Source organism: Rhizobium sp. N621, assembly GCF_001664325.1.
In the GTDB taxonomy this organism is placed as follows: domain Bacteria; phylum Pseudomonadota; class Alphaproteobacteria; order Rhizobiales; family Rhizobiaceae; genus Rhizobium; species Rhizobium esperanzae.
This window is the reverse complement of record NZ_CP013495.1, coordinates 611,148-637,781: the sequence shown is the minus strand read 5'-3', so window position 1 is coordinate 637,781 and position 26,634 is coordinate 611,148. Positions and strand designations below refer to the sequence as shown.

Genomic DNA, 26,634 nt, shown 5'->3' with positions numbered 1-26,634 from the left:
CCCGAAACTGAGCAACGGTCCATTTGAAAGGAAACCGAACGATGACACATGTACCTTCGAACGAAAACGCAATGACCCTGACAGCCGCGCAGCTCGATGCCTATTTGGCCCGGATCGGCGTCGGGCGGCCGTCGCGCCTCGACATCGACAGCTTGTCGCAGTTGCATCGCGCCCATCTCATGAGTTTTACATGGGAGGCACTGGACGCCTTCATGGGATGGCCCTCCGCGATCACCCCGGCTGCGGCATTCGCCAAAATGGTCGAGAGGCGGCGTGGCGGCTGGTGTTATGAGATGAACGGCCTCTTCGGCGCCGCGCTTGCAGCACTCGGCTTCCGTGTGACCCGCCTTTGCGGCGCCGTCGACCGGGAAAAGCTCGGCGACATCGCCATCGGCAATCATCTGACGCTGCGTGTCGATCTCGAGCGTCCCTATCTCGCCGAGGTCGGCATAGCGGACGCCATCATCGAGCCGGTGCCGCTTGTGGCCGGGCCGATCAGCCAACGCGGCTTCGATTTCTCCATCATGCCGGCCGACGGGAGCTGGCTGCGCTTCAATAATCATGTGCTCGGCATCGCGAAAAGCTTCGATTTCCGGCTCGACCACAGCGACGAAGCCGCGATGGCCGCAACACAAGGCTGGCTGATGCAAGATCCCGGCTCTCCGTTCACCAATGCGCTCGCGGTGTTGCGGCACACGGCGGACGGCTACGTCGCCCTCCAGGACGACCGTCTGCGCCGTGTGACGGCGAACAGCCTCAGCGAGGAGCGCATTACGAGCGCCAGCCATCTCGGCGACACGTTCGAGACGGTATTCGATCTCGACATTCCCCTGCCCGACCGCGTCTGGGAGCGCCTCCAGACGATCCGCCGCGACAAGGCGGCGTGAGCCCGACACCTCATCATTTCACATCCGAGGAATTATCAATGTTTCGCATAACTGCACTCGCCCTTGCTCTTACCTTGAGCACGACCTTCGCCCTTGCCGCCGCCACCGATCCTGCGCCGGGCGGAGCCTACAAGACCGATCCCTCGCATTCGAGTTTCAATTGGTCGTTCGACCATTCCGGCCTGTCCCACTACACGGCGCGCTTTACCGGAGTCGATGCGCGGCTCGACTGGAAGCCGGAAAAGCCGGAAACTTCAACGCTTTCGGTCACGATCGATCCGCTTTCGGTCCGCACCGACTATCCATGGCCTGAGAAGGTCAACTTCGATGCGGAGATCGGTGGAGACGAGAGCTTCCTTGCAGCCAAGCCGATCACCTTCGTTTCCAGGACGATCCATGTGACGGGCAAGAAGACCGGCACCGTCGAAGGCCTCCTGACCCTGCGCGGCGAGACGCACCCGGCAAAACTCGACGTCACCTTCAACGGCTCAATGGCGGAGCACCCGATGATGGGCGTCCCGAAGATCGGTTTCTCGGCGACCGGCAGCATCCGTCGCAGCGATTGGGGACTGGATTTCGCAATCCCCGAACTCGGCGACATCGTCACCTTCGCGATAGAAACGCAGATGGTGCCGGCTGGTTATTCATTCCAGTGAGAAGCGAAGCGGGGCGGCAGGTCCAACGGACCTGCGCCTCTTTGCCGATTTCGCTGGAAATGGCGATGCGACCCCTTTATCTTGCAGGGATGGCGTGTGCTGCGTGCGCCACGGGCTTTCCCGAAATCGACGGAGACTGAAGATCAACCTTCCAAAACACAGGGAGCGCTGACCGGTGTCGCAGCCTATCTCTCCAGGTCTCATCCGATCCACCCTTCGCCAGTTCCTCGATAGCGAAGCTTCAGGCGGTCTCGTGCTGATGGCAGTCGCCTTGGCTGCAATCGTGACGGCGAACTCACCGCTTGCAGAGGGTTACTTCCACGCTCTTCACATCTATCTAGGGCCGCTCAGCCTGCTGCACTGGATCAATGACGCGCTGATGGCGCTGTTCTTCCTCCTCGTCGGGCTCGAGATCAAGCGCGAAATGCTGGACGGCCAGCTCTCCAGCTGGAGTCGCCGCATTCTGCCGGGTGCGGCGGCACTGGGAGGCATGCTCTTCCCCGCCCTCTTCTACATCCTGTTCAACCGGGAAAACCCGGCCGCCCTGCGTGGCTGGGCGATCCCGACGGCGACGGACATCGCATTCGCCCTGGGCGTCATCTCCCTGTTCGGCCCGCGCGTACCTGCCTCGTTGAAGATCTTCCTGGCGGCACTGGCGATCATCGATGACCTGGGGGCCGTCATGATCATTGCGCTGTTCTACACGAGCGATCTCAACTTGCTGGCGCTTGCAGGGGCTGCGGTGGTGCTCGCCGCGCTCTATGGCATGAACCGGGCCAGGATTCTGAAGCTGTGGCCGTATCTGGTGCTCGGCGCCGTGCTCTGGGTGCTCGTCTTCGCGTCTGGAATCCACGCGACATTGGCCGGTGTTCTTCTCGCACTGACGATTCCGTTGAAGGCAACGCCGGGAACGCGCGAGGCGAGCCACGAGCAGTCGCCGTTGCACCATCTCGAGCACATCCTACAGAAGCCCGTCGCATTCATCGTCGTTCCGATCTTCGGCTTTGCCAATGCCGGCGTCTCCTTCTCCGGCGTCTCGGCAGCCACGCTGACGGAGCCATTGACCCTCGGCGTGGCGGCGGGACTTTTGCTTGGAAAACTGGTCGGCGTTCTCAGCACGGTCTTCCTGCTCGTCAAAATCGGTCTCGCCGACCTTCCAGCCAAGGCGAGCTGGGGGCAGATGACCGGTGTGGCCGCCCTCTGCGGCATAGGTTTCACCATGAGCCTTTTCATCGGGCTGCTTGCATTCAACGATCCCAGCGTCCAGGACCACGTGAAGATGGGCATCCTGCTGGGGTCTCTGCTGTCCGGTCTGGTCGGCGCGGCGATGCTCGCAACATTCAATCGCCGATCCTGAGAGAGCGGGCTGCAGTTCTCCATGAAGAACCCGGCCGATAGCGCCCTTTGTTTCGGCCGAAAGAGACCTCCAGTCAAAGCTTTGGGGTCAAACATCTGCAACAAAAGCCTGCTCGAATTGTACGCAAATTTTCGATAAAGTCGGCCAGTCGCTGGCCTAGCAGTGACATTTGTCTATTCGCTATTTTTATTATCCCGAACCAGCATCGCTTACACTTCGGTTTTAAATGTCGATACCTTTACGTTCAGCCTCACTGCAGAATAGATGCCGCAGCTACAGTGTTGAAGATCTCATGACGGACGCCGCTTTTGCCGCTGCTCTGCGTGAATCCGCCTCCGAGCTACTGGCAATCCATCGCAGAGCGCCGAGAATAGTGCGTTATGTTGCCGATCTGCAGAAGTGGCTGCTCAGCCAGGCGGCGTTGGCATTGCATTTTGAGCGGAAGCTCAACCCGTCCTGCCCCCCGTTGACCGCTTCCAACCTCGCAAAATTTCTGGTCGAGAACCACATCGCCAGCCACAACACCGTCGTCGCACATATGAAGGAGATGGCGTATTACAAATTATTCGAGCCGGTGGAGACGACGGATCGGCGCGCCAAACCGTTACAGGCGAGCGCCTATGCTGAAACCTTGATCCGGCAATGGTTCGAAGGGCACCTTCGTTCCTTGGACGGCATAGACGCGGGAGATCGCTGTCGGTGGTCGGAGGCGGATGAGACAATTCTGTATCGCGCTCAGCCGCGTATTGCACGTCGGCTGTTTAACCATCCGGATTGGTATAGCCCGCCCGAAAGCGTTGCGCTGTTCGTAAGGTCCGAATCCGGAAGCAACATATTGCACGACCTCATGTCGCGTGTGCCACTGGCACCGGTCGTAGGTGAACGCACCTGGGTGGGCGATGTCTCTGCACGACTGACCGCGGCCGAATATGTCATTTCCCGCAGTCATGCCAGCAGATTGCTGGCGGCCGCGCAAAATCAAGGATTGCTGGGATGGGAGGCGCCCCAAAAAAGTGGGGATTGCTGGATTTCGGCGAAGCTCGTGCTCGACTACAGACGCTGGCAGGCCACGAAATTCTCTGTTATCTCCGAGGTTTTGGCGAGTATCGAGTAGGCGCTTGGGATAGCGTTCCCGCAGGAACGCTGAACCGATGAGACTGTTTTGGGAACCATGTGGTGCCCAGGGGCGGAATCGAACCACCGACACGCGGATTTTCAATCCGCTGCTCTACCAACTGAGCTACCTGGGCCAACCTGCTTCGCTGCGGTGCTCTTGATGAAAAGAACCGCGGGGCCTTGGTTCGCCCCGGAAGCGAGCGGGGTTATAGCATCTTGTTCGCCCATGGCAAGCGTCAAATGACTCTTTTTTGACGGTCTTGCCAATTTTGCCGATTCATGTGGAAAAATAAGAGCTTCGGGGAGGAAATCTGCTAGTTTTCCTCGTCGGGATAATCGGCCTTCGTTTCGTCGTCGGCCACCGGAATGGCGTATGAGCCGGTCAGCCAGCGGGAGAGATCGACCTCACGGCAGCGGTTGGAGCAGAAGGGGTAATGTTCTCGGTTCGATGGTTTGCCGCATTCCGGGCAAGGGCGCGTCTTGCGCAGGGGCTCGACCTTGGCGGCGGCTTTCTTGTCTTCGGGCATCATCGGTCCGTCCTAAAGCATGGCGCCGTGGGTCAGCCCTCGGGCCACCGGCTATGCACATCGAAGCCCTCGCCGGTCAGAAGCAGAATGGTTTCATATAGCGGCAGGCCGACGACATTGGTGTAGGAGCCCACCATCTTCTGCACGAAAGTGCCGGCAAGGCCCTGGATGCCGTAAGCGCCCGCCTTGCCGCGCCACTGGCCGGAGGCTAGGTAGTTCTCGATCTCGAAACCGGAGAGCCGCTTGAAGCGCACCTTGGTCTCGACGATCTTCTGGCGAATCTTGCGATCCGGCGTCACCAGGCAGATGCCGGTATAGACGAGATGGTTGCGTCCCGACAGGAGATGCAGCGAACTCAGCGCCTCGTCGGCGAACTCGGCCTTGCCGAGAATGCGCCGGCCGACGGCGACCACCGTATCGGCGGAGAGGATATAGCTCCCCTTCCAGGTGATATCGCCCTTGATGGCGGCAAGTGCTGCCTCGGCCTTCTCGGCCGACAGCCTTCGGGCGAGCGAACGCGGATGCTCCGACTTCTTCGGCGTTTCGTCGATATCCATCGGCATCAGGCGCGAAGGCTCGATGCCGGCCTGGTTGAGCAGGTCGACGCGGCGGGGCGAGCCCGAGGCCAGAATGAGCTTGTATTTCAGCGCCATGAAACCTCGACCATCGGCGGACGGGAGCGGGCAGACTTACTTGAAACGATAGGTGATGCGGCCCTTGGTCAGATCGTAGGGCGTCATTTCCACAAGCACCTTGTCGCCCGCGAGAACGCGGATGCGGTTCTTGCGCATGCGGCCGGCGGTGTGAGCGATGATCTCGTGTTCGTTTTCAAGCTTCACGCGAAACGTCGCATTCGGCAGAAGTTCGGTGACGATTCCCGGGAATTCGAGGACTTCTTCTTTCGGCATATAGTGGTTTTCTTCCTGTGGGTTGCAGAGGCAGCGCAACGCGCGCCTTTAAAATTTGGGCGGAAACTACACAATCAACGCAGGTTTGTGAACCTTGTTGATCAGGCTTTCCTTTATTTGTTTTCATGCCGATTGCGCGGCAATGCCATTTCGTTTGAGCAGCCGGCTCTCGATGAGGCCGGCCAGGTGATCGCGAACCTCGCGATAGCTGTCCAGTATCTGCTCGCGCGTGCCGCTGACGACCGTCGGATCCATGGTCGGCCAGTAGACGACGTCGATCGCGTTCGACCGCGTCAGCTCGAGTGCGGCGTGATGGGCCTGCGGCGACAACGTGATGATCAGATCGAAATAATCGTCTTCGAGTTCTTCCAGCGTCTGCGGCTGGCGGCGCCCGAGAGAAAGCCCGATTTCGTTAAGCACGACATCGACGAACGGATCGCGCTCGCCGGCGCGAACGCCGGCGGACCTTATATAGGTATTGGCAGGCAGAATGCTACGGGCGATCGCTTCGGCCATCGGCGAGCGGATGGCGTTCAGGCCGCACATGAAGAGGATGGCGCCCGGCCTTTTTGCATCCCCGACGTCGGCGGCGAGCTCCATCGCCGTCATCCGCGCCAGTAGAGCACGCAGACCAGCGTGAAAAGGCGCCGGGCGGTGTCGAAATCGACCTCGATCTTGCCGGCCAACCTGTCTTTCAGCGTCTGCGAGCCTTCATTGTGGATGCCGCGCCGGCCCATATCGATCGCCTCGATGCGGCTTGGCGTGGCCGATCGGATCGCTTCGTAATAGCTTTCGCAGATCATGAAGTAATCTTTGACGATCCGCCGGAACGGGGTGAGCGACAGGATATGGGTGGCGACATCGCCGCCTTCTTCCGTCTTGATGGCGAACACCAGCTTCGAATCCATCAGCGAGATGTTCAGCCGGTAAGGACCGCCGGAATGGCCGAGCGGCTCGAACCTGTTCTCCTCGATGAGATCGAAGATGGCGACGGCGCGTTCATGCTCGACATCGGGTGTCGAACGGCCGATCGTATCGTCCAGGACGACGTCGCAAAGCCGGAAATTGCCCGCCGCCATGCCCTCACCTAATCGAGGTTGAGGCGGATCGCGACCGACCGCGCATGGGCATCGAGGCCTTCGGAGACGGCAAGCGCGATCGCCGCCGGGCCGAGGGTGCGCAACTCACCCGGCCCCAGGCGCAGGATCGAGGTGCGCTTGACGAAATCGAGCACCGACAGGCCGGAGGAGAAGCGCGCCGAACGCGCCGTCGGCAGCACATGGTTCGAACCGCCGACATAATCGCCGATGACCTCGGGCGTATGAGCGCCGATGAAGATCGCGCCGGCATTGCGGATGCCGTCGAGCAGCCGGTCGGGATCGGCAAGGGCGAGCTCGACATGCTCGGCTGCGATGCGGTTGGCGAGCGGAATGGCCTGCTTCAGATCGGCAACGAGGATGACTGCACCGAAATCGCGCCAGCTTGCCCCTGCCGTCTCGGCGCGGTTCAGCGTCTTCAGCTGGCGTTCGACCGCCTGCTCCACCGCCTTGCCGAATTCGACATTATCGGTGATCAGGATCGCCTGGGCGCTGGCATCGTGCTCGGCCTGCGCCAAAAGGTCGGCGGCGATCCAATCAGGATTGTTGTCCTTATCGGCAATCACCAGCACTTCGGAGGGGCCGGCGATCATATCGATGCCGACGGTGCCGAAGACATGGCGCTTGGCGGCGGCGACATAGGCGTTGCCGGGACCGGTGATCTTGGCGACGGGAGCGATGGTCTCGGTGCCATAAGCGAGAGCCGCGATCGCCTGGGCGCCGCCGACACGATAGATCTCGGTCACGCCGGCAAGCTTGGCGGCGGCAAGCACCGCCGGATTGACGGCGCCGCCGGTCGCGGGAACGGCGATGACGATGCGGTCGACACCAGCGACCTTGGCCGGCACGGCATTCATCAGAACAGAGCTCGGATAACTCGCGGTGCCGCCCGGAACATAGAGCCCGACCGCCTCGATCGCCGTCCAGCGCGAGCCGAGACCGACGCCCATGTCGTCCTCGTAGATATCATCCTTCGGCAGCTGGCGGCGATGATGGCTCTCGATGCGCAATGCCGCGAGCTTCAGAGCGCCCAGCACCTCGGCGGGCACCGCCTCGATCGCGGCGTCGATCTCCTCAGGCGTCACGCGCATCGGCACGGCGGCGAAATCGATGCCGTCGAACTTCAGCGAATATTCGGCCAGCGCCACATCGCCGCGTGCCCTGACATCATCGATGATGGCGCGGGCGACGGCATTCACATCCTCGGACACTTCGCGCTTCGTCGTCAGAAAAGCGGCAAAATGCTGCTCGAAACCTTCCGATGCCTGATCCAGCCAGATTGCCAAGAGCTATATTCCTTCTCAACTCGAACCGCGATGTTCAAACTTCAGGGGTGGCGGGGTTTGGAAGCCGCCTGCCATGCGCCACCGATATCGGCCATCTGGACCTCGATGCATTCGACGTCGAGCGCAATCGAGGCCGTGCCCGACAGCGCCAGCTCGATTGTGCCGTCCGGCCCCTCGCCCTTTTTCTCGAAACGCAGCGCCAGCAGCGACAGAACCTCATCGCGTTTGCCGCGATCGATGCCGAGCGAACGGACGGCAAGCACGCGCTTGAACACCAGAGCGGCGCGGCGGCGCTCGAAACCTCTGCGCTTGCGCGCGGCACTCTCCCAGACGAAGCGATTGGCGGCAAGCGCGAACTGGGCGCCGCGCGGCGACCAGTCGATGTCGCCGACCTTGAAGACGCTGTCCTGCATATGCGCAGAAATGATCGCGAGGTCTTCGTCATCGAGCGCAACAAGCTTCAGGTCGGTCATTCAGGCTCAATCCCTAGAGCAGGATGCCGAAAAGCGCGAGCGGTTTTCGGACGACATCATGCTCTTGCTATTTAACAGGCATCGCCGGAATGGCGATGCGTCAAACAAGGGAAATAAGATGCTGCGACCGATTACGCAACTGGAATGAAGGTGTCTCTTACTCGCTGATGCGCTCGACGACGGCGCCGCAGCGGGTCAGCTTCGCTTCGAGCCGCTCGAAGCCGCGGTCGAGGTGGTAGACGCGGGAGACCGTAGTTTCACCCTCGGCGGCGAGACCGGCGATGACGAGCGAGACGGAGGCGCGCAAATCGGTCGCCATGACGGGCGCGCCGCGCAGGCGCTGGACACCTTCGATCTTCGCGGTCTGGCCGGAGAGCGTGATCCTGGCGCCGAGCCGGGCAAGCTCCTGCACGTGCATGAAGCGGTTTTCGAAGATCGTCTCGGTGACATGCGAGATGCCGGAGGAGCGGGTCATCAGCGCCATAAACTGTGCCTGCAGATCCGTGGGGAACCCCGGGAAAGGATCGGTGACGATATCGACCGGCTTAATGCCGGCGCCGTTGCGCCTGACGCGCATGCCGTTATTGGTCGCGGAGATGTCGGCGCCGGCGCGGCGGAGCGTCTCCACCGCGGTTTCGAGCAGCGCCACATCGGTGTTTTCGAGCACGACGTCGCCGCCGGCCATGGCGACGGCCATGGCATAGGTGCCGGTCTCGATGCGATCCGGCAGGACGCGGTGGCGGGCGCCGGAGAGCGAGGTGACGCCCTCGATGGTGATCGTCGAGGTGCCGGCGCCGGAGATCTTGGCGCCCATGGCGTTCAGGCAGTTGGCGAGGTCGACGACTTCAGGCTCGCGGGCGGCATTGCCGATAACCGTCGTGCCGCGGGCAAGGGTCGCCGCCATCATCAACACATGGGTGGCGCCGACCGAAACCTTCGGGAAGGTGTAGCGCGCGCCGATCAGACCGCCGTCGGGCGCCCTGGCGTTGATGTAGCCGGCGTCGATCTCCATGGTCGCGCCAAGCGCCGTCAGGCCATCGATGAAGAGATCGACCGGGCGCGTGCCGATGGCGCAGCCGCCCGGCAGTGACACGCGGCAATGGCCTTCGCGCGCCAAGAGCGGCCCGATGACCCAGAAGGAGGCGCGCATCTTCGAGACCAGCTCATAAGAAGCGGTGGTATCGACGATGGTGCGGCAGGTGAAATGGATCGTGCGGGCGTAGGAGTCCTCCTGGCGCTCGCGGCGGCCGTTGACGGCGACATCGACGCCATGATTGCCGAGGATGCGCATCAGAAGCTCGACATCGGCCAGATGCGGCACGTTTTCCAGCGTCAGCGTGTCACTGGTCAGAAGCGAGGCGATCATCAGCGGCAGTGCGGCATTCTTGGCGCCGGAAATCGGAATGATGCCATTCAGCTCATTACCGCCGACAATTCTGATACGATCCATGTGCGCTTACTTCCTGAAAGTTCTGCCTTGAAAGAAGGTGAGGTGTTTAGGGGATTTATGAAGAGGCTTCAATTCGTCCGGGACGGAACATTACGATTCGTCCATTTTTGCGGCGGGCAGCCCGTTTGTTTCGTCGGCCTGGCCGGAACGGCGGGCGCGCACCTGCTGTTTGCGTCTCGAAAGATTTTCCCTGAGCTTTTCGGCGGCGCGCTCGCGGCGCAGTTTCGCCTGTGCCTCGATTGCCTCTTTACGGCTCTTCTGGCCGGTTTCGGTCTTGTCGTTCATGCATATAGAATTAGCCGAATTCGCGCCGATCCAAAAGGCCCTTGCACCTCTATCCACGCGAAGTTGGATTTTGCGGCTTGCGCTTGTCGTCAAGCTGTGGCAATAGCCGCCCCGTTCCCGCAATTGAGCCGCCCGGCTCCACGCGGATCTGGTCCTGCTGCCGTAGCTCAGTGGTAGAGCACACCCTTGGTAAGGGTGAGGTCGGTGGTTCAATCCCACTCGGCAGCACCAGTTTTCTTTTCCGACATCATTTCTCGCGTATCCGCCTGGCCAGCCCCTCATCCGCCTGCCGGCACCTTCTCCCCGCGCGCGGGGCGAAGGGACCATGCCGCAACCTCTCCGTCCCCCGCAAGCCTCGTGTAGGGCACGTCCCCTCGCCCCGTTTACGGGGAGAGGGTTAAGGTGAGGGGCAGCCATCCGCACGAAGCGGACTGCATGTCAGTACAATCGGGAATGTCGGATGCTTCGAGATAATAAGGCAGGAACGGGGATAACTGCCACCGTTCGATCAGTTCACCGGTTACCACCACCTCTTCACCGGGAACTGGCGCATGGGGCAGCGCATTAACCCCATCAAAAATGCCCTCGACATACCATCGATCACGGCTCTCTGATATGACATAGGAGGCGATATCTATCACCCCGCCTTCACCGTAGCCACGCAGGGCAGCCCGCAGATATTCCCGCTGTATTTTTGGGACGAGCTCAGCGGAAATACGCGCCAGCAAAGCGTCTTCAGCGGATATCTCTGCACTGTGAGCAAGGGCCGGTATTGCCGCCACACAAAGAAAAGCAGCCTGGATCAATTTTCGATCGAAATCCATGTCGAGCCCTCAGCTTTCCCGGCATGGTAGCGGTAGCAGCGCGCAAGCGCCATACAACTTATCTGCGACTACCCAAAATATCTCTGAGGCTGCGCGCGACGCGACCCATCTTACGCAGGCTGGCATTTCGCCTTATCGGCAACAAACGATTCACCATTGTTGACCGCAAAAATCTCGCTAGAATGGCTATCAGGGCGGCGTCTCGCCTGAGGATAGGTGGGCGCAGCACACTTGGTTCTGTCGAAACCCTGGAGGAGCATCGATGGCAACTGAAAAATGGCACGACCCGGTCAAGGTCGGTTTCGAAGGCGCTGACCTCAAAACCGTCAACGGGCCGTTCGATGCGCTCAAATGTCTGGCGGATCTCTGGCCGAGCGCACGCGGACTGCATTATATCAAGGCGCGCAGTACCTGTCGGGCAGCACTCGACGGGCGCAAGAGCGTGGAAGAGGCAAGGGCCGAGTTCCTGGCGGCGGCCGAAGAGGCGAAGCTGAAGCTGCTGCATTAACACGGCAGGGAACGTCCGGCTGTTTTTCGATTTGTTCGGCAAAGCGTGCCGGAACGAGACATTGTGTAATTTTCACTTAACCCTGGATCGAGCAGATGCCGGATTTTGGCGCAAAGGGCGTTGCGCCCGGGACAGCTGTTTCGATAGAAAACACGCAGCCATCATGATGATGGTCAGAGGCTCGTCACCGGAAACGCCGGCGAGCCTCGTTCGGACAACCCCGTTTGTCAGCAGCCCGCGTCGCCGGCATTCTCCACCTCGACATAACCGACACCGATGATCGTGCCGTCAGCCGCGCGGATGAAGGACGGCAGATAATGCGGCTCGGCCGGCTGGCAGGCGACGGTGGCGGTGGCGGTATAGTCGTTGAGCGCGATCTGATCCTTCGGAAGCGCGGAATAGTTCGCGCCGGTTTCGAGCGAGGCATAGGCCGAGCCGGCAAAAATGCCGATGATCAGGGTGGACGCCCAGAGGCGAAGAAGCGTTTGCATGAGGCTCTCCAGCGTTTCAGATCCGGCATTTCAACACCCGGCAGCGCACTTGGTTCCCTCAGCGCCGCAACAGGCGGTTATGCACATGGCCGCGGCCGACGATGCTTTCGGCGATCTCGGCCGACCGCTCGACATCGCCATGCCGACGCACGAAACCTTCGAGGACGATATCGGCGCCGAGCGTGCTGACGATGATTTCGCGCGCGTCGAGATCGCCGGCGGCATGAAGGGCGCTCTCGACCGAAGCGCGTGTGGCCGCCTCGCCATGGCCCTGCCGGCCGGGTTCGTCATGGTCGGGGAATACAGGAAACCCGATCACTTAAGCGTCTCCTGAGGTGGGTATATAAGGGTTAACGCCGCAACAGGGCTTTCGTTGCGGTCCGCCGATCTCGACGGGATGGTCGCGCAGGATTTCTGCGGGCCAGGCTTGGCCGACCCTTGGCGGAAGCTGCTGCGGCTTCCATATCTGGCTGCAGTCGAAAGAGGGATGACGACGATGAAAGTGCTTCTGCCCGTTTTGTTTGCCGGAATATTGCTCGCCGGCTGCTCCTCGGCCGATAGCCCCGCGCTGGATCCCATTCCGGGCAGCATCACCTATGGCGGCCAGCCGCGCACGAAGCTCACCAAATCGCCGGTCGGCAGCGCCGTCCACCACCAGTTCTACAACGGGACGGGCCAGCGCGTGGAAGAGACCTATATTCTTCAGCCGGATCGCAGCCTGAAGCTGGTGCGGCGCGTGGTGGGGCCGGATTTCCCCGATTGAGACTTGCGCCGTTCCAGGCTTGACAGCGGCTGAAATCGCGAACATTCAAGGAACATCTAATCTTTCCGCAGTGATTCTGCGGGAGCCCGACCGGACGGCTGGATGTATCTCGAAAAGCTCAATCCCCAGCAGCGCATGGCCGTCGAGCACGGCACGCTCACCGACGGCAGCCACATTGCCGGGCCGCTGCTGGTCATTGCCGGCGCCGGCTCGGGCAAGACGAATACGCTGGCGCATCGGGTCGCCCATCTGATCGTCAAGGGCGCCGATCCGCGCCGCATCCTGCTGATGACCTTTTCACGCCGGGCCGCCGCCGAAATGGCGCGCCGCGTCGAGCGCATCTGCCGCAACGTGCTCGGTTCGAATGCCGGCGTAATGGCCGATGCGCTTGCCTGGTCCGGCACCTTCCACGGCATCGGCGCGCGGCTCTTACGCGACTATGCCCAGCAGATCGGCCTCGATGCCGATTTCACCATCCATGACCGCGAAGACAGCGCCGATCTGATCAACCTGATCCGCCACGATCTCGGCTTCTCCAAGACGGAAAGCCGGTTTCCGGCCAAGGGCACCTGCCTTGCCATCTATTCGAGGGCGGTGAATTCGGAAACCGCCCTCGACCAAGTGCTGCGCGACGCCTTTCCCTGGTGCGCGGCGTGGGAAAAACAGCTGCGCGAGCTTTTCGCCTGCTATGTCGAGGCCAAACAGAGCCAGAATGTGCTCGATTACGACGACCTTCTGCTCTACTGGGCGCAGATGGTCGGCGAGAGCGTGATTGCAGAGGATATCGGCAGCCGCTTCGACCATGTGCTGGTCGACGAATATCAGGACACCAACCGGCTGCAGGCCTCGATCCTGATGGCGCTGAAGCCCCAAGGCCAGGGCCTGACCGTCGTCGGCGACGATGCGCAGTCGATCTATTCCTTCCGCGCAGCGACAGTGCGCAACATCCTCGATTTTCCCGCAGCCTTCAGCCCGCCCGCCAATATAGTCACGCTCGACCGCAACTATCGCTCGACGCAGCCGATTCTGACAGCCGCCAATGCCGTCATCGATCTCGCCTCGGAGCGCTTCACCAAAAATCTCTGGACCGAGCGGCAATCCTCCGAGCGGCCGCGCCTCGTGACGGTGCGCGACGAGGCCGAGCAGGCGCGTTACGTCGCCGACAAGGTGCTCGACAATCGCGAGGAGGGCCTCAAGCTCAAGCAGCAGGCGGTGCTGTTCCGCGCATCGCATCACAGCGGTCCGCTGGAGGTCGAGCTGACCCGGCGCAATATTCCCTTCGTCAAGTTCGGCGGGCTGAAGTTTCTCGACAGCGCCCATGTCAAGGACATGCTGGCGGCGCTTCGCTTTGCGCAAAATCCGCGCGACCGAGTGGCGGGCTTCCGGCTGATGCAGATCCTGCCGGGCGTCGGCCCCTCGACGGCCCAGAAGGCGCTCGACCTGATGTCCGAGGATGCGAGCCCGCTGTCGGCGCTGGCCGCCATGCCGGCGCCGCCGCGCTCCGGCGAAGACTGGACTGATTTCGTTTCGATGCTGCAGGAGATGAAATCCGGCAAGGCCGGCTGGCCGGCGGAAATCGAGCTGGCGCGGCAATGGTACGCGCCGCATCTGGAACGGCTGCATGAGGATGCGGCGACGCGGCAGGCCGATTTGTTGCAGCTCGAGCAGATTGCCGGCGGTTATGCCTCGCGCGAGCGTTTCCTCACCGAACTCACCCTCGATCCGCCGGATGCGACGAGCGATCAGGCCGGCGTGCCGCTGCTCGACGAGGATTATCTCATCCTCTCGACCATCCACTCGGCCAAGGGCCAGGAATGGACGCGGGTCTTCATGCTGAATGTCGTCGACGGCTGCATTCCGAGCGATCTTGCCGTCGGCGCCACCGCCGAAATCGAGGAAGAGCGCCGGCTGCTCTATGTGGCGATGACGCGCGCCCGCGACGGTCTCGACCTCGTCGTGCCGCAGCGCTTCTTCACCTACGGGCAGAATGCGCAGGGCGACCGGCACGTCTATGCCTCGCGCAGCCGCTTCATTCCGGCGACCCTGCTGCAATTCTTCGAGGCCTGCAGCTGGCCGCAGGTGAAATCGGATGCCGCCGCGCAAGCCCAGGCGCGGCAGGTGCGCATCGATGTCGGCGCCCGTATGCGCGGCATGTGGCGGTAATGCATGTCGCCCGGAAGTGTGCAGCGGTTCCGGGACAACGACATGCATAAAACCAAAGACTAAAGCGCGCCGCAGGCAATCCGATCCTGCAGCGCGCTTTGGTTCGTCCCTGACCTGGCAGGTGCTCAGTAGTCCCAGAACACCGGCACCCAACGGAAGACGTCGCCGTCGAGCGCCACCCGGCCGACCGACGGGAACGGCAGGTGGGTGGCCACCAGCTGTTCGCCGTTCGCCGCCAGCTCCCTGAGAAGATCGATGCGCACGCGAGCGGCCTCCTCGGGATCGTGTTCGAAACCATTGTACCAATCGGGGTGCTCGAACCCGACCGCAAACACGGCATCGCCGGCGAATGTCAGGCGGTCGCCGCCGGATGCCAGGCGGACCACGCTATGTCCGGGGGTATGGCCGCCGGTGCGCTGGACGACGACACCCGGCGCCACCTCGGACCGATCGTCGAACAGCTTGAGATGGCTGCCGTACTCGCTGAGGAACCGCTTTGCCGTTGCCCGAAGCGCATCCGGAAAGCCGGGCGGCATGGACACGTGGCTGAAATCGGGCGCCTCCCAGAACTTGGTCTCGGCGGCCGCCACATGGATCCTCAGGTCGGAACGCAGCTGGTCCTTCACGCCATCGACGAGCAGCCCGCCGATGTGATCCATGTGCAGGTGGGTGAGCACCACGTCGGTCACCGATGCCAGATCGATGCCGGCACCCTCCAGTCGCTTGATCAACTGCCCGGCGCGCGGCAAGTTCAAGTCCGGATCCAGGCCCAGTCCGGCGTCGATGAGGATGGTCTGCCCGCCGCTGCGCACGAGGACCACGTTCAACGCCCAGTCGAAAGCGTCTCGCGGCAGGAACATATCGTCCAGCCAGACTGCCCGGTCAGCCGCGTCGGCGTTGTGTCCCAGCATCGTCGTCGGGAGCGGCAGCACGCCATCGCTGATGATCAGCACTTCGATTTCGCCGATCCGCACCGCATAGCGCGACGGAACCAATTCTTCGGGCTTCGGCCTGCCAGGCTCCTGCCGACCAGTCGTACGGGGTTTTGCTTCTGCCTGCGACATGATGCGCTCCTGTTTGTTCGTGATCGAGAGATGTCGAGTAGGGTCACGTCGCGGACCCTATGCCGAAGCGTGGTTGGCGGTCGATCAGTTCAAAGGAGAGGGAAAGCTAGGCTTTAGCACAGGCCGGCCTACGGTTTCGGCGCGTCACGCCGAAGACTTGGTGTTGAAGAGGCTGGCATCAGGACGCAGAGGCTTTCGCCCGTCGCACGGTGCCGCGCGCATCCAGCATTCCGAGGATGAGAGCGTCAGAGAAAAAGCGGCGGCTCGGCCGGTTTCAGGAATTTCGCGATCGTTTCCGCCTTCACGGCCTCGACAGAGGCCGGCGACCATTTCGGATTGCGGTCCTTATCGATGACGGCGGCGCGGATGCCCTCGAAGAAGTCGGGATTATCCAGCATCTCCAGGCAGGCGCCGAGTTCGCGGCCGAGGCATTCGGCGAGCGAGCCGCTGCTCCGGCCGGCCCTCAAGAGCTGCAAAGCAAGCTTCAGGCTGGTCGGCGAGCGCGCCAGCAGCACACGGCGCGTCTCAGCGGCAAATTCGCCGTCCTCCACGTCGAGCGCCGCCAGAATCTCCTCGACGCTGTCGAAACGGAAAGCGCGATCGATCATTGTCGCGTTCTGTCGCAGCCGGCTCTCGCCCGGAGGTTCTGCGTACACCTGCAAGACGCTGTCGACATCGCCCGACGAACTGCCGCGCGGCAGGCCCGATAACCTCTCGATCACTTCGCCGAGCCGCGACGAGGCGATCTGAAGATCGGCAAGGCGGGCATAGATCGCATCCGCGGCGCCGATATCGAGCCCGGTCAGGCCGAGCCATGTTCCGGCCTCGCCGGGTGCCTTCGGCAGCAACCAGGTGGCGCCGACATCGGGGACGTAGCCGATGCCGGTTTCCGGCATGGCAAGACGCGTGCGCTCGGTGACGATGCGGTGGCGGCCGTGTGAGGACAGGCCGACACCGCCGCCCATGGTGATGCCGTCCATCAGCGCGACATAGGGTTTGGGGTAGACGGCGATCATATGGTTGAGACGGAATTCTTCCCGCCAGAAGGTTCCGGCGAGGCCGTCGCCGGCTCGGGCGCTCTCATGCAGGGCGCGGATATCGCCGCCGGCGCAGAAACCGCGTTCGCCCTCCCCTGTTGCCACGACAGTCGTCACCTCGGCGTCGCGGGCAAAGCCATCCAACGCCTCGGTGATCGTCCGGATCATCGCCAGCGTCAGGCTGTTCAGCGCCCGCGGCCGGTTGAGCCGGATGATGCCGGCAGTGCCTCGCCGCTCGATGATGACTTCGCTGTCCTGCATGGTTCACCTCCGCTGTCGAACCATGCATAGACGACGATGCAAGATCGCTCCAGAGCATTTCAGGCCAGCCGGCATCGATGGGTCAAGCCGACCGCGAATCCCGGGCGGCCGCTTTTGCCTCGCAGCGGGCGGCATAGTCCATGGCGAGTTCCAGCGGCAGCGGCCGCGAGAAATAATAGCCCTGCGCCAGGCGAACCCCGATCGCCTTCAGCCCCTCGGCGATCGCCTCGCTTTCGACGCCTTCAGCGACGGAGGCGATGCCGAGGTTCTGGCAGAGGTTGGCGACCGAACGGGTGATGTTCATGCACCGGGCGTCACGGTCGAAATTCATCACGAACCCCTTGTCGATCTTCAGCTTGTCGAAGGCGAGGCGATGAATGTGGCTGAGGCTCGAAAATCCGGTGCCGAAATCGTCGAGTGCGATCGAGATGCCGGCGGCGCGCAGCATCGTGATCACCCGGTCGGCGGTGTCGAAATCGGAGAGCAGCGCGGTCTCGGTGATTTCGAATTCGATGCGCCGGGGATCGAGGCCGGAGCGGGTGATCATGGCCAGCAGCGCCATCGAGGTCTCGTGGTCGCAGATATCGCGGGCCGAGAGATTGAAGGACAGCCGCAGATGGCGCGGCATGATCGCCAGCGCTTCGAGCGCTTGGGCAAAGAGAATGCGTGTCACGCGGCCGATCACGGCGGTGCGCTCGGCGGCAGGGATGAAGGCAGAGGGACTGATGCGGCCGAAGCGGGCGCTGTCCCAGCGGGCGAGCGCCTCATAGGCGACGACGCGGCCGCTCTGCAATTCGACGATCGGCTGATAATCGAGCTTCATTTCGCTGGCGAAGTCATTTGCCTGCAGCTCGAGTTCGATCAGGTGGCGCTGGGTCAGGATCTTCTCATGATCGGCCGAGAAGAACTCGACGCCGCTGCTGCGCTTGCTCTTGACCTGATAGAGGGCAAAATCCGCCTTCTCGTAAAGATCTTCGGCCGTGTAACTGCCGGCTTCGGGATAGACGATGCCGCAGGAGCCGAAAACGCGGACCGAGCCGTCGGGGATTTCGTACGGGTTGCGGACGGTGGCGCAAAGCGCCTGACCGAGATCGGCGATTGCCTGGCGCGTCATCGAACAGGGAAAGATGATGCCGAATTCATCGCCGCCGAGACGCGAGACGATGCCCTCCTCGCCGACCAGCACCATGAAGCGCCGCGCCGTCTCCTTGAGCACGAGATCGCCGGCGGCATGACCGAAGACGTCGTTGACCGGCTTGAAGCCGTCGAGATCGATGATGCCGATGACGGGCGGGGTCGACGGATTTTTCTGCAGCCGTTCTTCCAGTGAGAGGAAGAAGCTGCGGCGATTGGCAAGGCCGGTCAGCTGGTCTTGCAGCGCGTTGCGGCTGTTGACGAGGTTCAGCTCCTCGGCTTCCTCCTGCTTGTGCTTCAGTTCCTCGGTCAGTTGCACCAGGCCGACGAAATTCTGGAAATAGCTGTTGATCACCCTGAGGAAGGGCAGGATCAGGAAAAGGCCGCTGACGGCGGTGGCGACGAATACCGGGTTGCCGGAGAACATGAAGGTCGCGATCATGGCCGAGAAGGTGATGACCGTGGTCATCGCCGCCGCCATCGGCAGGTGCATCAGGCAGAAGATGCAGGAAATGCCTGTGACAACGAGGAAATAGGCGATCTGGCCCTGCTGCGAAGCATCGCCATATTGGTAAAGCGCGATCGACCAGCTGCCGAAAGCGACAGTCAGGATGCCGGCGCCCGAGATGGTCACCTTCATCAGCCTATAGGCCCGCTCGGCGGTGATGTTTTCCTTGCCTCTGATCTCCCACCAGCAGAGACGGAAGACACAGACGGCGCTCAAGGCCACCGGAATATAGAGCGACAGCCACAGCGGTGCGGATTTCAGATGGGTAATCGCCACCGCAAGCGCATTGATGACCAGCAGGATATAGAGAATGGGGATCTGCGACGACAGGGCCCGAAACTGCGCCATCAGAAGCGTCGGATTGTCTTTTCGCAGCTGCAATGAGGCCAGAAAGTTCTTCATCTTCTCTTATCCGTCGGCCGGAGCCAGCCAGCGAAAGCTTGATGTTTCCTTATTCACGTCATGTCATTCGAAGCCCGCGGGCGCGGAGTTAAACGGCAGTCGCCGCCGGACACCGCTCAGAAGGATGCGGCGGCAAGTGCCCGGTGGATGCTGTGCAGATCATCGACGTTTCTGTTCGACAGGAAGAGTTCCCAATCCAGCGAGCTCTGGACGATGGTCTCAAGCGAATCGTAGCGGGGCTTCCAGTCCAGCACCTGCCGGGCGAGCGAAGGATCGGCGACGACGCTGGCCGAATCGCCGGCGCGCCGCGGCGCCATGTGAATCTTGAAGGAATGCCCGTGCAGGCGGGCGACCATGTTCAAGACGTCAAGCACGGAATAGCCGCTGCCATAACCGCAATTGGCGACGAGCGGGCCCTTGTCCCTGCGCAGGTGCTGCAGCCCTTTCAGATGCGCATCAGCGAGGTCGGTGACATGGATGTAGTCGCGCACGCCGGTGCCGTCATGGGTGGGATAGTCGATGCCGTAGACATGGACGCTGTCGCGCTTGCCAAGCGCTGCCTCGCAGGCGACCTTGATGAGGTGCGTGGCGCCCGAAGTCGACTGGCCGGTGCGGTGGTGCGGGTCCGCGCCGGCGACGTTGAAGTAGCGAAGCGCGACATAGTTGAAATCATAGGCCGCGGCAGCATCGCGCAGCATGAATTCGGTCATCAGCTTCGACTGACCATAAGGGTTTTCCGGATTGAGGGGAGCCGTCTCCTTTACCGGCAGGTCCGTCTGCTGCTGGCCGTAAACGGCGGCCGTCGAGGAGAAGACGAAATTGCGGATGCCGGCCTTGATCGCGGCGGAGAGAAGCGCCCGGGTCTTGCCGGAATTGTTGTCGTAATAGGAAAGCGGATCGGCGACCGAGACCGGGACGACGGCGGAGCCGGCGAAATGGATGATCGCCTCGATGTCGTTTTCGATGAAGATCTTCTTCAAGATGTCGGGATCGGCAATGTCGCCAAGGTAGAAACGCGCCGCCGGCGCCACGGCCCAGCGGAAGCCGGTGGAGAGGCGGTCGAGCACGACCACATCCTCGCCCGCATCGATGAGCGCCCAAACCATGTGACTGCCGATATAACCGGCCCCGCCCGTCACCAAAACCGCCATGTCCCACACCCCGCTTCAATTCATGAGCAGGGGCATCAGGCGCCGGTTTTCTTTCCGATTTTCTTATCACGGCGCCGTTGGAAGGCTTTTGAACGGGTATGTTTGGAGTCGTGGTTAGAGGCCGATTTCGGTCTTTGCTACAGTTTTATCGATCTGGCGATTCCGGCACGAAATCGTCCCGGCAGGGCGCGCGCCGCGCCCTCTCAGCGCTTGAGGATATAGTCGCAGAGCCGCTCGGCCGCGATCGCCACCTGGGCGGGATCACGCAGGAAACAGGCGCGCAGGAAGCGCTCGCCGCCGGCGCCGAAGGCAGCCCCGGGAGCAAGACCGACGCCTGTCTTGTCGACGATGTCGATCGCGGCGCTGCGGCTATCGGCAACGCCGTCGATCTTGAGGAACGCATAGATCGCGCCGTCCGGCTTCAGCGTCTCGACCCGATTGGTGGCAATCAGCGCGTCGCAGAGGATATCGCGCGACCGGGCCGCCTTGGCGATATTGGCGGCGACGAAATCATCGCCTTGATCAAGGGCTGCGACGGCGCCCTTCTGCATGAACTGCGCCACGCCCGATGTCGAATACTGGATGAGATTTTCGAGCACCTGGCCCATCTCGGGAGGTGCCACGATCCAGCCGACGCGCCAGCCCGTCATCGACCAGTTTTTCGAGAAGGAATTGACAAAGACGATCTTGTCGTCCGGCTCCATCACGTCGAGGAACGAGGCCGCGCGGCCGCCGGCGAAGTGATAGCGCGCGTAGATCTCGTCGGCCATGATCCAGAGATCATGTTTGCGGGCGAGCGCCAGGATATCGCCGAGGTCCTTTCTGGTTGCGGTCCAGCCGGTCGGGTTCGAGGGCGTATTGATGAACAGCCCCCGGGTCTTTGGCGTGATCGCGGCTTCGACGCGCTCGAGATCGACCGTCCATTTGCCGCCTTCGAACTGCAGTGTGACGCCGACAGAGCGCGCACCTGCTATTTCGAGGGCTGCGGCAATATTCGGCCAGGCGGGGGTGAGGTAAACGAATTCGTCGCCAGGCGAGGTCAGCGCCTGCACGCAGATCTGGATCGCCTGCATGCCGGAGCCGGTGACGTAGAAATGCTCGGCCGGAAGGCGGAGGGAAAAATGCCTGACATAATAATCCGACAGCGCCCGGCGAAGTTCCGGAATGCCGCGCTGCCAGGTATAGAAGGTCTCACCTGATGCAAGCGCATCCATCGCCGCCCTGCTGATGAAGTCGGGCGTCGGCAGGTCACCTTCACCGACCCAGAGCGGCAACAGGCCTTCACGGCCGCGGGCATAATTGACGACTTGGACGATTCCGCTTTCGGGCGCCGCTATGGCGCGCGGGCTGAGGCTTTCCACGATCGACATGCATATCTCCGGTTTCCGCCTTCATAGCGGATTTGCGCCGGCAAATCCCATGATAACAAGTGATGGCATATCGATTTTCGTGATGAATGGCGGCCCGCCCGACAGCGGGCCGACGACCGATCAGACGGCGGGGCGTTTGGCCAGCAGATCGCGGATCTCGGTCAGCAGCTGGACGTCGGCCGGCGGCGGCGGCAATTGTTCCGGCTCCTGCTTTTCCTGACGCTCGACCTGCTGGCGCAGATAGTTCACCGCCTTGACCATCAGGAAGATAATCCAGGCAAGGATCAAGAAATTGATGAGGACGGTGAGGAAGCTGCCATAGGCGAAGACCGCCCCTTGGGCGCGGGCGGCGGCGAGTGTCGGCGCATTGACGGCCGACGAGAGCGGCAGGAAATAATTGGAAAAATCGAAGCCGCCGAAAATGGCGCCGACGATCGGCATGATAAGGTCGTCGACCAGCGATTTGACGATGCCACCGAAGGCACCGCCGATGATGACGCCGACTGCAAGATCCATGACATTGCCGCGGGCGATAAAGGCCTTGAACTCATTGAGCATCGGATCCGTCTCCCTTCGATCCCATTTCAGAGATATGCCGTTGTTTCGATTAGCTACATTTTCGTTGCAATTAATCAATCGGCAATCGCAATTATCTGGCGAAGTCGCCACCGGCCTTTGACTTAAGGTGTAGATGGACGGGAATTTTCAAGGCAGCTGAAATGCCTTAAGCTGACCTCGTTGGGAGGTGCCGGCGACCTTTTCGCCGGCGGAGGATCAATGCTTCCAGGCTGGGTCATATTCGCGTCTGCCTTCGGCTATCTGCTCCTGCTTTTCGCCGTGGCAAGCTACGGCGACCGCAAGAACCGCGGCCCGGGAGCGCTCGAAGGCGGATGGCCCGTCGTCTATGCGCTGAGCCTTGCGATCTATTGCACCTCCTGGACCTATTTCGGCAGTGTCGGGCTTGCCGCGCAACGCGGCCTGGAATTTGCCGGCATCTATATCGGCCCCGTCCTGGTCTTCACGCTCGGCATGCCGCTGCTTCGCCGCATCATCGAGCTCGCCAAGGCGGAGAAGCTCACCTCGGTCGCTGATTTCGTCGCCGCGCGCTACGGCAAGAACCCGACGGTCGCAACGATCGTGGCGCTGATCTCGCTGATCGGCACCGTTCCCTATATCGCGCTGCAACTGAAGGCGATCTCGAGCACCGTCGGCGCCATGGTCAACCCGTCCGATTACGGCATCGGCAGCGGCAATCTCTATTTCCTCGACCTGCCGCTCGTCGCCACCCTGGTGCTCGCCTGTTTCGCTATCATGTTCGGCACGCGGCATACGGATGCGACGGAACACCAGGACGGCCTTATCCTCGCCGTCTCGATGGAATCGGTGGTCAAGCTCGTCGCCTTCCTCACGGCCGGCATCTGCGTCATCTGGTTTCTCTTCGATGGCCCCACCGATCTCTGGCAGAAGACCGTCGAAAACGACCTGGTCATGTCGGCGCTCGCTTACCATACGCCAATCAGCCGCTGGATCACGCTGATCATTCTGTCGGCCTTCGCGATCATCATGCTGCCGCGGCAATTCCATGTGACGGTGGTCGAAAACCGGACGGCGAAGCAGCTGAAACTCGCAGGCTTTCTGTTTCCCGCTTATCTCATATCAATCAATCTCTTCGTGCTGCCGGTGGCGATCGGCGGGCTCCTGACCTTCGGCGGCGCCGGCAATGCCGACTTCTACATGCTGTCGCTGCCGCTTGCCGGCGAGATGCCGGTGGTTTCGCTGATCACCTTCATCGGCGGCTTCTCCGCCGCAACGGCGATGGTCATCGTCGATTCCGTGGCGCTGTCAATCATGGTATCGAACGACATCATCATGCCGATCTTCCTCCGGCGCAAACTCGCCGGCCGCGCCGGCCAGCGCGACGATTTCGCCAAGACGCTGCTCAACATTCGCCGCAGCGCCATCTTCGCCGTGCTGCTCTTCGGCTATGCCTATTACCGCTCGACCGACAGCACCGCCGGGCTTGCCTCGATCGGCCTGCTCTCCTTTGCGGCGATCGCGCAGATCGCGCCTGCGCTGTTCGGCGGGCTGATCTGGCGACGGGCGAATGCGCGCGGCGCCATTCTCGGACTGACCTCCGGCTTCGTCATCTGGATCTATCTCTTGTTCCTGCCCTCGCTCGGCGGGCCTGATTATTCCTATGTGGCGAGCGCCGTGCTCGGCTTCATCTTTCCCGGCTCGACGCTGTTTACCGCGCCCGGGGCGGATCCGCTGGTCAATGCGACCGTCATGAGCCTACTCGTCAACACCGCCTTCTTCATCATCGGCTCGCTCACCCGCAATGCCCGGCCGCTGGAGCGCATCCAGGCCGGCATCTTCGTCAAACGGCATTCGCGCTCGCAGTTCGCCACGCGCGGCTGGAAGACCCGCATCAGCGTCGGCGATCTCAAGGCGGCGATCTCGCGTTATCTCGGCGAAGAGCGCATGCAGCGCTCGTTCACCACCTACGAACAGAGCTCCGGCCGCAAGCTGGAGGACGAACAGCAGGCCGACATGGCGCTGATCCATTTCAGCGAACAGCTGCTCGGCAGCGCCATCGGCTCGTCCTCTGCCCGCCTCGTATTGTCGCTGATCCTGCAGAAGATCGAGGACGCCTCGTCCGACACCGCCTGGCTGCTCGATCAGGCAAGCGAGGCGCTGCAGTATAACCAGGACATGCTGCAGACGGCGCTGTCGCAGATGGATCAGGGCATTGCCGTCTTCGACAGTTCCAACCGGCTGACGATCTGGAACCGGCGCTTCCGGCAATTGCTTGAGCTGCCCGAGAATGCCGGCCAGGTCGGCTTTCCCCTCTCCGAGATCGTCACCATCCTCAGCCAGCGCGGCGACATCGCGCCCGGCGATCTGCAGCAGACGGTGCGGCATTTCCTGACGCTCGACAAACCCTTCGCACTGGTGCTCGGTGGCGGCGAGCGGATCATCGAGGTGCGCTCCAACGCCATGCCCGACAAAGGCATCGTCGCCACCTTCACCGATATCACCCAGCGCGTCAGCGCCGATCGGGCGCTGAAACAGGCGAACGAGACGCTGGAGCAGCGCGTCGCCGAACGCACGGCCGAGTTGACCCGCGTCAACCGCGAACTCGCCGAAGCGCGGGCCGCCGCCGACGAGGCGAATATCGGCAAGACCCGCTTCTTCGCCGCCGCCGGCCACGACATCCTGCAGCCGCTCAACGCCGCCAGGCTCTATTCCTCGGCACTGGTCGAGCGCATGGCGCAATCCGACAACAGCCCGATCGTGCGCAACATCGATTCAGCACTGGAATCGGTCGAAACCATCCTGGGCGCGGTGCTCGATATCTCCAGGCTCGATACCGGCGCCATGCGGCCGCGGCTTGCCTCGGTCGCGCTTTCCGACCTCTTGGAGCGGATCGAGACCGATTTTGCGCCGATCGCCCGCGAGAAACAGCTGAAGCTGGTGGTCATGCCGACATCGCTGCGCGTGCGCTCAGACCCGAACCTTCTGCGCCGGCTGGTGCAGAACCTCGTTTCCAACGCCATCAAATACACGATTACCGGCAAGGTGCTGGTCGGCGCGCGGCGGCGCGGCAACCAGGTGATCATCCAGGTGATCGATTCCGGCATCGGGATTCCGCCATCGAAATTCCGCACCGTGTTCAAGGAATTCGCGCGGCTGGACGAAGGCGCCAAGACTGCTTCCGGCCTCGGGCTCGGCCTTTCGATCGTCGACCGCATCGCCCGCGTGCTCAACCATCCGGTCGAGCTGCTCTCGACGCATGGCAGGGGCACTGAATTTCGAATCTCCATGCCGCTCGACGTCTCACGCCCGGCCGAGGCTGCTGCGGCCGTCATCCCCGCCGATCGCCCGGGGCAGCCGCTCAAGGGGCTGAAAATCCTCTGCATCGACAACGAGCCGAAGATCCTGGAAGGCATGCGGTTGCTGCTCAGCGGCTGGGGCTGTGAGGTGACGGCGGTGGATTGCCTTGCCGAGGTGATCGCCATGGACGGCCGGGATGGGCCGCCGGATCTCGCCATCGCCGATTATCATCTCGACGACGGCACCGGGCTTGCCGCAATCCTGCATCTGCGCCGGCAGTTCGGCATCGACATCCCCGCCTTGCTTGTTACCGCCGACCGCACGCCTGAAGTGCGCAGCGAGGCCGAGCGCTACGGCATCGCCGTTCAACACAAGCCGGTGCGGCCGGCGGCGCTACGCGCCTATATCACCCAGATATCGGGCCTCAAGCGCGCCGCCGCGGAGTAAGGCAAGTTCAGCCAGGCGTGCTCATGATGCGCGAAACGAGATCGCGCACACGCGCCGCATCCGGCACGTCGTCGAACAGGATGCGGTACATGATCGGCGCCACCACCTGATCCATGACGATATCGATGTCCGGAAAGGCCTCGCCGCGCGCCTTCGCCCTCTCGGCAATGACGACGATCTGCTGACGCGTATATTCGCAGCACTTGCAGGCATTGGCTCCGGCCTGCGCCGCCAACACGTCGCGGATCATCTCGCGGCCCGGCCCGGAGGACATTTCCTCGGCATATTGTTCGGCCCAGGCCTGAAGATCGGCCCTGCCGCTGCCGGCGTCGACCGGCTGCATATCCGGCCGCAGCCGCTCGACGGCGACATCGGCGAGGAGCTCCTGCAGGTCGCCCCAGCGGCGATAGATGGTCGACGGCGTCACGCCCGCCCTGGCGGCGATCAGCGGGATCGTCACTTCGGCACGACTCATCTCGGCCAACAGATCGCGCGTCGCCTTGTGCACCGACGCCTGCACGCGAGCGCTTCGTCCGCCCGGACGGAGATTTTCTTTCACTGCCATGCCTGCAACCCGACCTTCGTCCTGCCATCGATGGTTCAAAATCTTTGACAGGAGCATAAACGCAAATAAT

General features: G+C 62.2%; 27 protein-coding genes and 2 tRNA genes. 9 read left to right on the top strand and 20 right to left on the bottom strand.

Annotation, left to right across the window (positions count from 1 at the left end):
• The first annotated feature begins 71 nt into the window (after positions 1–71).
• From AMK00_RS03135 to AMK00_RS03120, 4 genes are all read left to right on the top strand, one after another.
• Positions 72–887, top strand: a complete 816-nt coding sequence (locus tag AMK00_RS03135; protein ID WP_237350428.1) for an arylamine N-acetyltransferase family protein — start codon at positions 72–74, stop codon at positions 885–887.
• Between the two features lie 38 nt (positions 888–925).
• On the top strand, positions 926–1,543 hold the full coding sequence (locus tag AMK00_RS03130) for a YceI family protein (RefSeq protein ID WP_064800617.1): 618 nt from the start codon (positions 926–928) through the stop codon (positions 1,541–1,543).
• Between the two features lie 175 nt (positions 1,544–1,718).
• Entirely contained in the window at positions 1,719–2,900 is a 1,182-nt protein-coding gene (nhaA, locus tag AMK00_RS03125; RefSeq protein ID WP_064809567.1) for a Na+/H+ antiporter NhaA, read from the top strand.
• A gap of 292 nt (positions 2,901–3,192) precedes the next feature.
• Positions 3,193–4,014 (top strand): hypothetical protein, encoded by an 822-nt coding sequence (locus AMK00_RS03120; protein WP_082240261.1) that lies wholly within the window; start codon positions 3,193–3,195, stop codon positions 4,012–4,014.
• A gap of 60 nt (positions 4,015–4,074) precedes the next feature.
• Here AMK00_RS03120 and AMK00_RS03115 read toward each other — a convergent pair.
• From AMK00_RS03115 to AMK00_RS03070, 10 genes are all read right to left on the bottom strand, one after another.
• Positions 4,075–4,150 (bottom strand) — tRNA-Phe (locus tag AMK00_RS03115).
• Positions 4,151–4,330: 180 nt separating this feature from the next.
• Entirely contained in the window at positions 4,331–4,543 is a 213-nt protein-coding gene (gene yacG, locus AMK00_RS03110; protein WP_064800614.1) for a DNA gyrase inhibitor YacG, read from the bottom strand.
• 32 nt (positions 4,544–4,575) lie between these two features.
• On the bottom strand, positions 4,576–5,196 hold the full coding sequence (locus AMK00_RS03105; RefSeq protein ID WP_011423951.1) for a Maf-like protein: 621 nt from the start codon (positions 5,194–5,196) through the stop codon (positions 4,576–4,578).
• A gap of 36 nt (positions 5,197–5,232) precedes the next feature.
• Positions 5,233–5,451 carry a translation initiation factor IF-1 gene (infA, locus tag AMK00_RS03100; RefSeq protein WP_003545338.1) on the bottom strand — a complete coding sequence of 73 codons (219 nt, stop codon included), beginning with the start codon at positions 5,449–5,451 and terminating at the stop codon, positions 5,233–5,235.
• A 123-nt stretch (positions 5,452–5,574) separates the two neighbouring features.
• Positions 5,575–6,060 carry an arsenate-mycothiol transferase ArsC gene (locus AMK00_RS03095; RefSeq protein ID WP_189637622.1) on the bottom strand — a complete coding sequence of 162 codons (486 nt, stop codon included), beginning with the start codon at positions 6,058–6,060 and terminating at the stop codon, positions 5,575–5,577.
• Complete coding sequence (locus tag AMK00_RS03090) at positions 6,057–6,530, bottom strand: UPF0262 family protein (RefSeq protein WP_064800612.1); 474 nt, start codon at positions 6,528–6,530, stop codon at positions 6,057–6,059. The genes AMK00_RS03095 and AMK00_RS03090 overlap by 4 nt, the downstream gene beginning before the upstream one ends.
• A gap of 8 nt (positions 6,531–6,538) precedes the next feature.
• A complete protein-coding gene (gene hisD / locus AMK00_RS03085) occupies positions 6,539–7,834 on the bottom strand; it encodes a histidinol dehydrogenase (protein ID WP_064800611.1) in 1,296 nt (431 codons plus the stop codon).
• Positions 7,835–7,875: 41 nt separating this feature from the next.
• Positions 7,876–8,307, bottom strand: a complete 432-nt coding sequence (locus AMK00_RS03080) for a DUF2948 family protein (protein WP_064800610.1) — start codon at positions 8,305–8,307, stop codon at positions 7,876–7,878.
• 157 nt (positions 8,308–8,464) lie between these two features.
• Positions 8,465–9,757: a UDP-N-acetylglucosamine 1-carboxyvinyltransferase gene (gene murA, locus AMK00_RS03075; RefSeq protein WP_064800609.1), complete on the bottom strand. Its 1,293-nt coding sequence runs from the start codon at positions 9,755–9,757 to the stop codon at positions 8,465–8,467.
• Between the two features lie 90 nt (positions 9,758–9,847).
• Positions 9,848–10,042, bottom strand: coding sequence for a hypothetical protein (locus tag AMK00_RS03070; RefSeq protein WP_011423945.1), 195 nt, complete (start codon positions 10,040–10,042; stop codon positions 9,848–9,850).
• Positions 10,043–10,198: 156 nt separating this feature from the next.
• On the opposite strand from AMK00_RS03070, the gene AMK00_RS03065 reads away from it, so the two are divergent.
• A tRNA-Thr gene (locus AMK00_RS03065) sits at positions 10,199–10,273 on the top strand.
• 152 nt (positions 10,274–10,425) lie between these two features.
• Here AMK00_RS03065 and AMK00_RS03060 read toward each other — a convergent pair.
• Positions 10,426–10,866 (bottom strand): hypothetical protein, encoded by a 441-nt coding sequence (locus AMK00_RS03060; protein ID WP_064809565.1) that lies wholly within the window; start codon positions 10,864–10,866, stop codon positions 10,426–10,428.
• Positions 10,867–11,128: 262 nt separating this feature from the next.
• Here AMK00_RS03060 and AMK00_RS03055 point away from each other — a divergent pair, with 262 nt between their 5' ends.
• The gene (locus AMK00_RS03055; RefSeq protein WP_004673498.1) at positions 11,129–11,374 is read left to right on the top strand and encodes a DUF982 domain-containing protein; all 246 of its coding nucleotides are present in this window, start codon (positions 11,129–11,131) and stop codon (positions 11,372–11,374) included.
• A 227-nt stretch (positions 11,375–11,601) separates the two neighbouring features.
• Here the strand turns inward: AMK00_RS03055 and AMK00_RS03050 are convergent, their stop codons facing one another.
• Positions 11,602–11,865: a hypothetical protein gene (locus AMK00_RS03050; protein WP_010023976.1), complete on the bottom strand. Its 264-nt coding sequence runs from the start codon at positions 11,863–11,865 to the stop codon at positions 11,602–11,604.
• Positions 11,866–11,923: 58 nt separating this feature from the next.
• Positions 11,924–12,184 carry a BON domain-containing protein gene (locus AMK00_RS03045; protein WP_064809564.1) on the bottom strand — a complete coding sequence of 87 codons (261 nt, stop codon included), beginning with the start codon at positions 12,182–12,184 and terminating at the stop codon, positions 11,924–11,926.
• 177 nt (positions 12,185–12,361) lie between these two features.
• On the opposite strand from AMK00_RS03045, the gene AMK00_RS03040 reads away from it, so the two are divergent.
• Positions 12,362–12,628 (top strand): hypothetical protein, encoded by a 267-nt coding sequence (locus tag AMK00_RS03040; protein ID WP_012482607.1) that lies wholly within the window; start codon positions 12,362–12,364, stop codon positions 12,626–12,628.
• 102 nt (positions 12,629–12,730) lie between these two features.
• The gene (locus tag AMK00_RS03035) at positions 12,731–14,791 is read left to right on the top strand and encodes an ATP-dependent helicase (protein WP_064809563.1); all 2,061 of its coding nucleotides are present in this window, start codon (positions 12,731–12,733) and stop codon (positions 14,789–14,791) included.
• Between the two features lie 125 nt (positions 14,792–14,916).
• On the opposite strand, the gene AMK00_RS03030 is transcribed toward AMK00_RS03035, so the two are convergent.
• The 6 genes from AMK00_RS03030 to mscL form a co-directional block, all read right to left on the bottom strand.
• On the bottom strand, positions 14,917–15,855 hold the full coding sequence (locus AMK00_RS03030) for an MBL fold metallo-hydrolase (RefSeq protein WP_064809562.1): 939 nt from the start codon (positions 15,853–15,855) through the stop codon (positions 14,917–14,919).
• Between the two features lie 245 nt (positions 15,856–16,100).
• A complete protein-coding gene (locus AMK00_RS03025) occupies positions 16,101–17,153 on the bottom strand; it encodes an enoyl-CoA hydratase/isomerase family protein (RefSeq protein ID WP_064809561.1) in 1,053 nt (350 codons plus the stop codon).
• 82 nt (positions 17,154–17,235) lie between these two features.
• Positions 17,236–19,197 (bottom strand): putative bifunctional diguanylate cyclase/phosphodiesterase, encoded by a 1,962-nt coding sequence (locus AMK00_RS03020; protein WP_064809559.1) that lies wholly within the window; start codon positions 19,195–19,197, stop codon positions 17,236–17,238.
• 116 nt (positions 19,198–19,313) lie between these two features.
• Complete coding sequence (gene galE / locus AMK00_RS03015; RefSeq protein ID WP_064809557.1) at positions 19,314–20,348, bottom strand: UDP-glucose 4-epimerase GalE; 1,035 nt, start codon at positions 20,346–20,348, stop codon at positions 19,314–19,316.
• A 203-nt stretch (positions 20,349–20,551) separates the two neighbouring features.
• The gene (locus AMK00_RS03010; RefSeq protein WP_064809555.1) at positions 20,552–21,718 is read right to left on the bottom strand and encodes a pyridoxal phosphate-dependent aminotransferase; all 1,167 of its coding nucleotides are present in this window, start codon (positions 21,716–21,718) and stop codon (positions 20,552–20,554) included.
• Between the two features lie 120 nt (positions 21,719–21,838).
• On the bottom strand, positions 21,839–22,276 hold the full coding sequence (gene mscL / locus AMK00_RS03005; RefSeq protein ID WP_011423936.1) for a large conductance mechanosensitive channel protein MscL: 438 nt from the start codon (positions 22,274–22,276) through the stop codon (positions 21,839–21,841).
• Between the two features lie 219 nt (positions 22,277–22,495).
• Here mscL and AMK00_RS03000 point away from each other — a divergent pair, with 219 nt between their 5' ends.
• Positions 22,496–25,999 carry a PAS domain-containing hybrid sensor histidine kinase/response regulator gene (locus tag AMK00_RS03000; protein ID WP_064809554.1) on the top strand — a complete coding sequence of 1,168 codons (3,504 nt, stop codon included), beginning with the start codon at positions 22,496–22,498 and terminating at the stop codon, positions 25,997–25,999.
• Positions 26,000–26,006: 7 nt separating this feature from the next.
• Here AMK00_RS03000 and AMK00_RS02995 read toward each other — a convergent pair whose 3' ends face one another.
• Positions 26,007–26,564, bottom strand: coding sequence for a TetR/AcrR family transcriptional regulator (locus AMK00_RS02995; protein ID WP_064805890.1), 558 nt, complete (start codon positions 26,562–26,564; stop codon positions 26,007–26,009).
• Between the last annotated feature and the right edge of the window lie 70 nt (positions 26,565–26,634).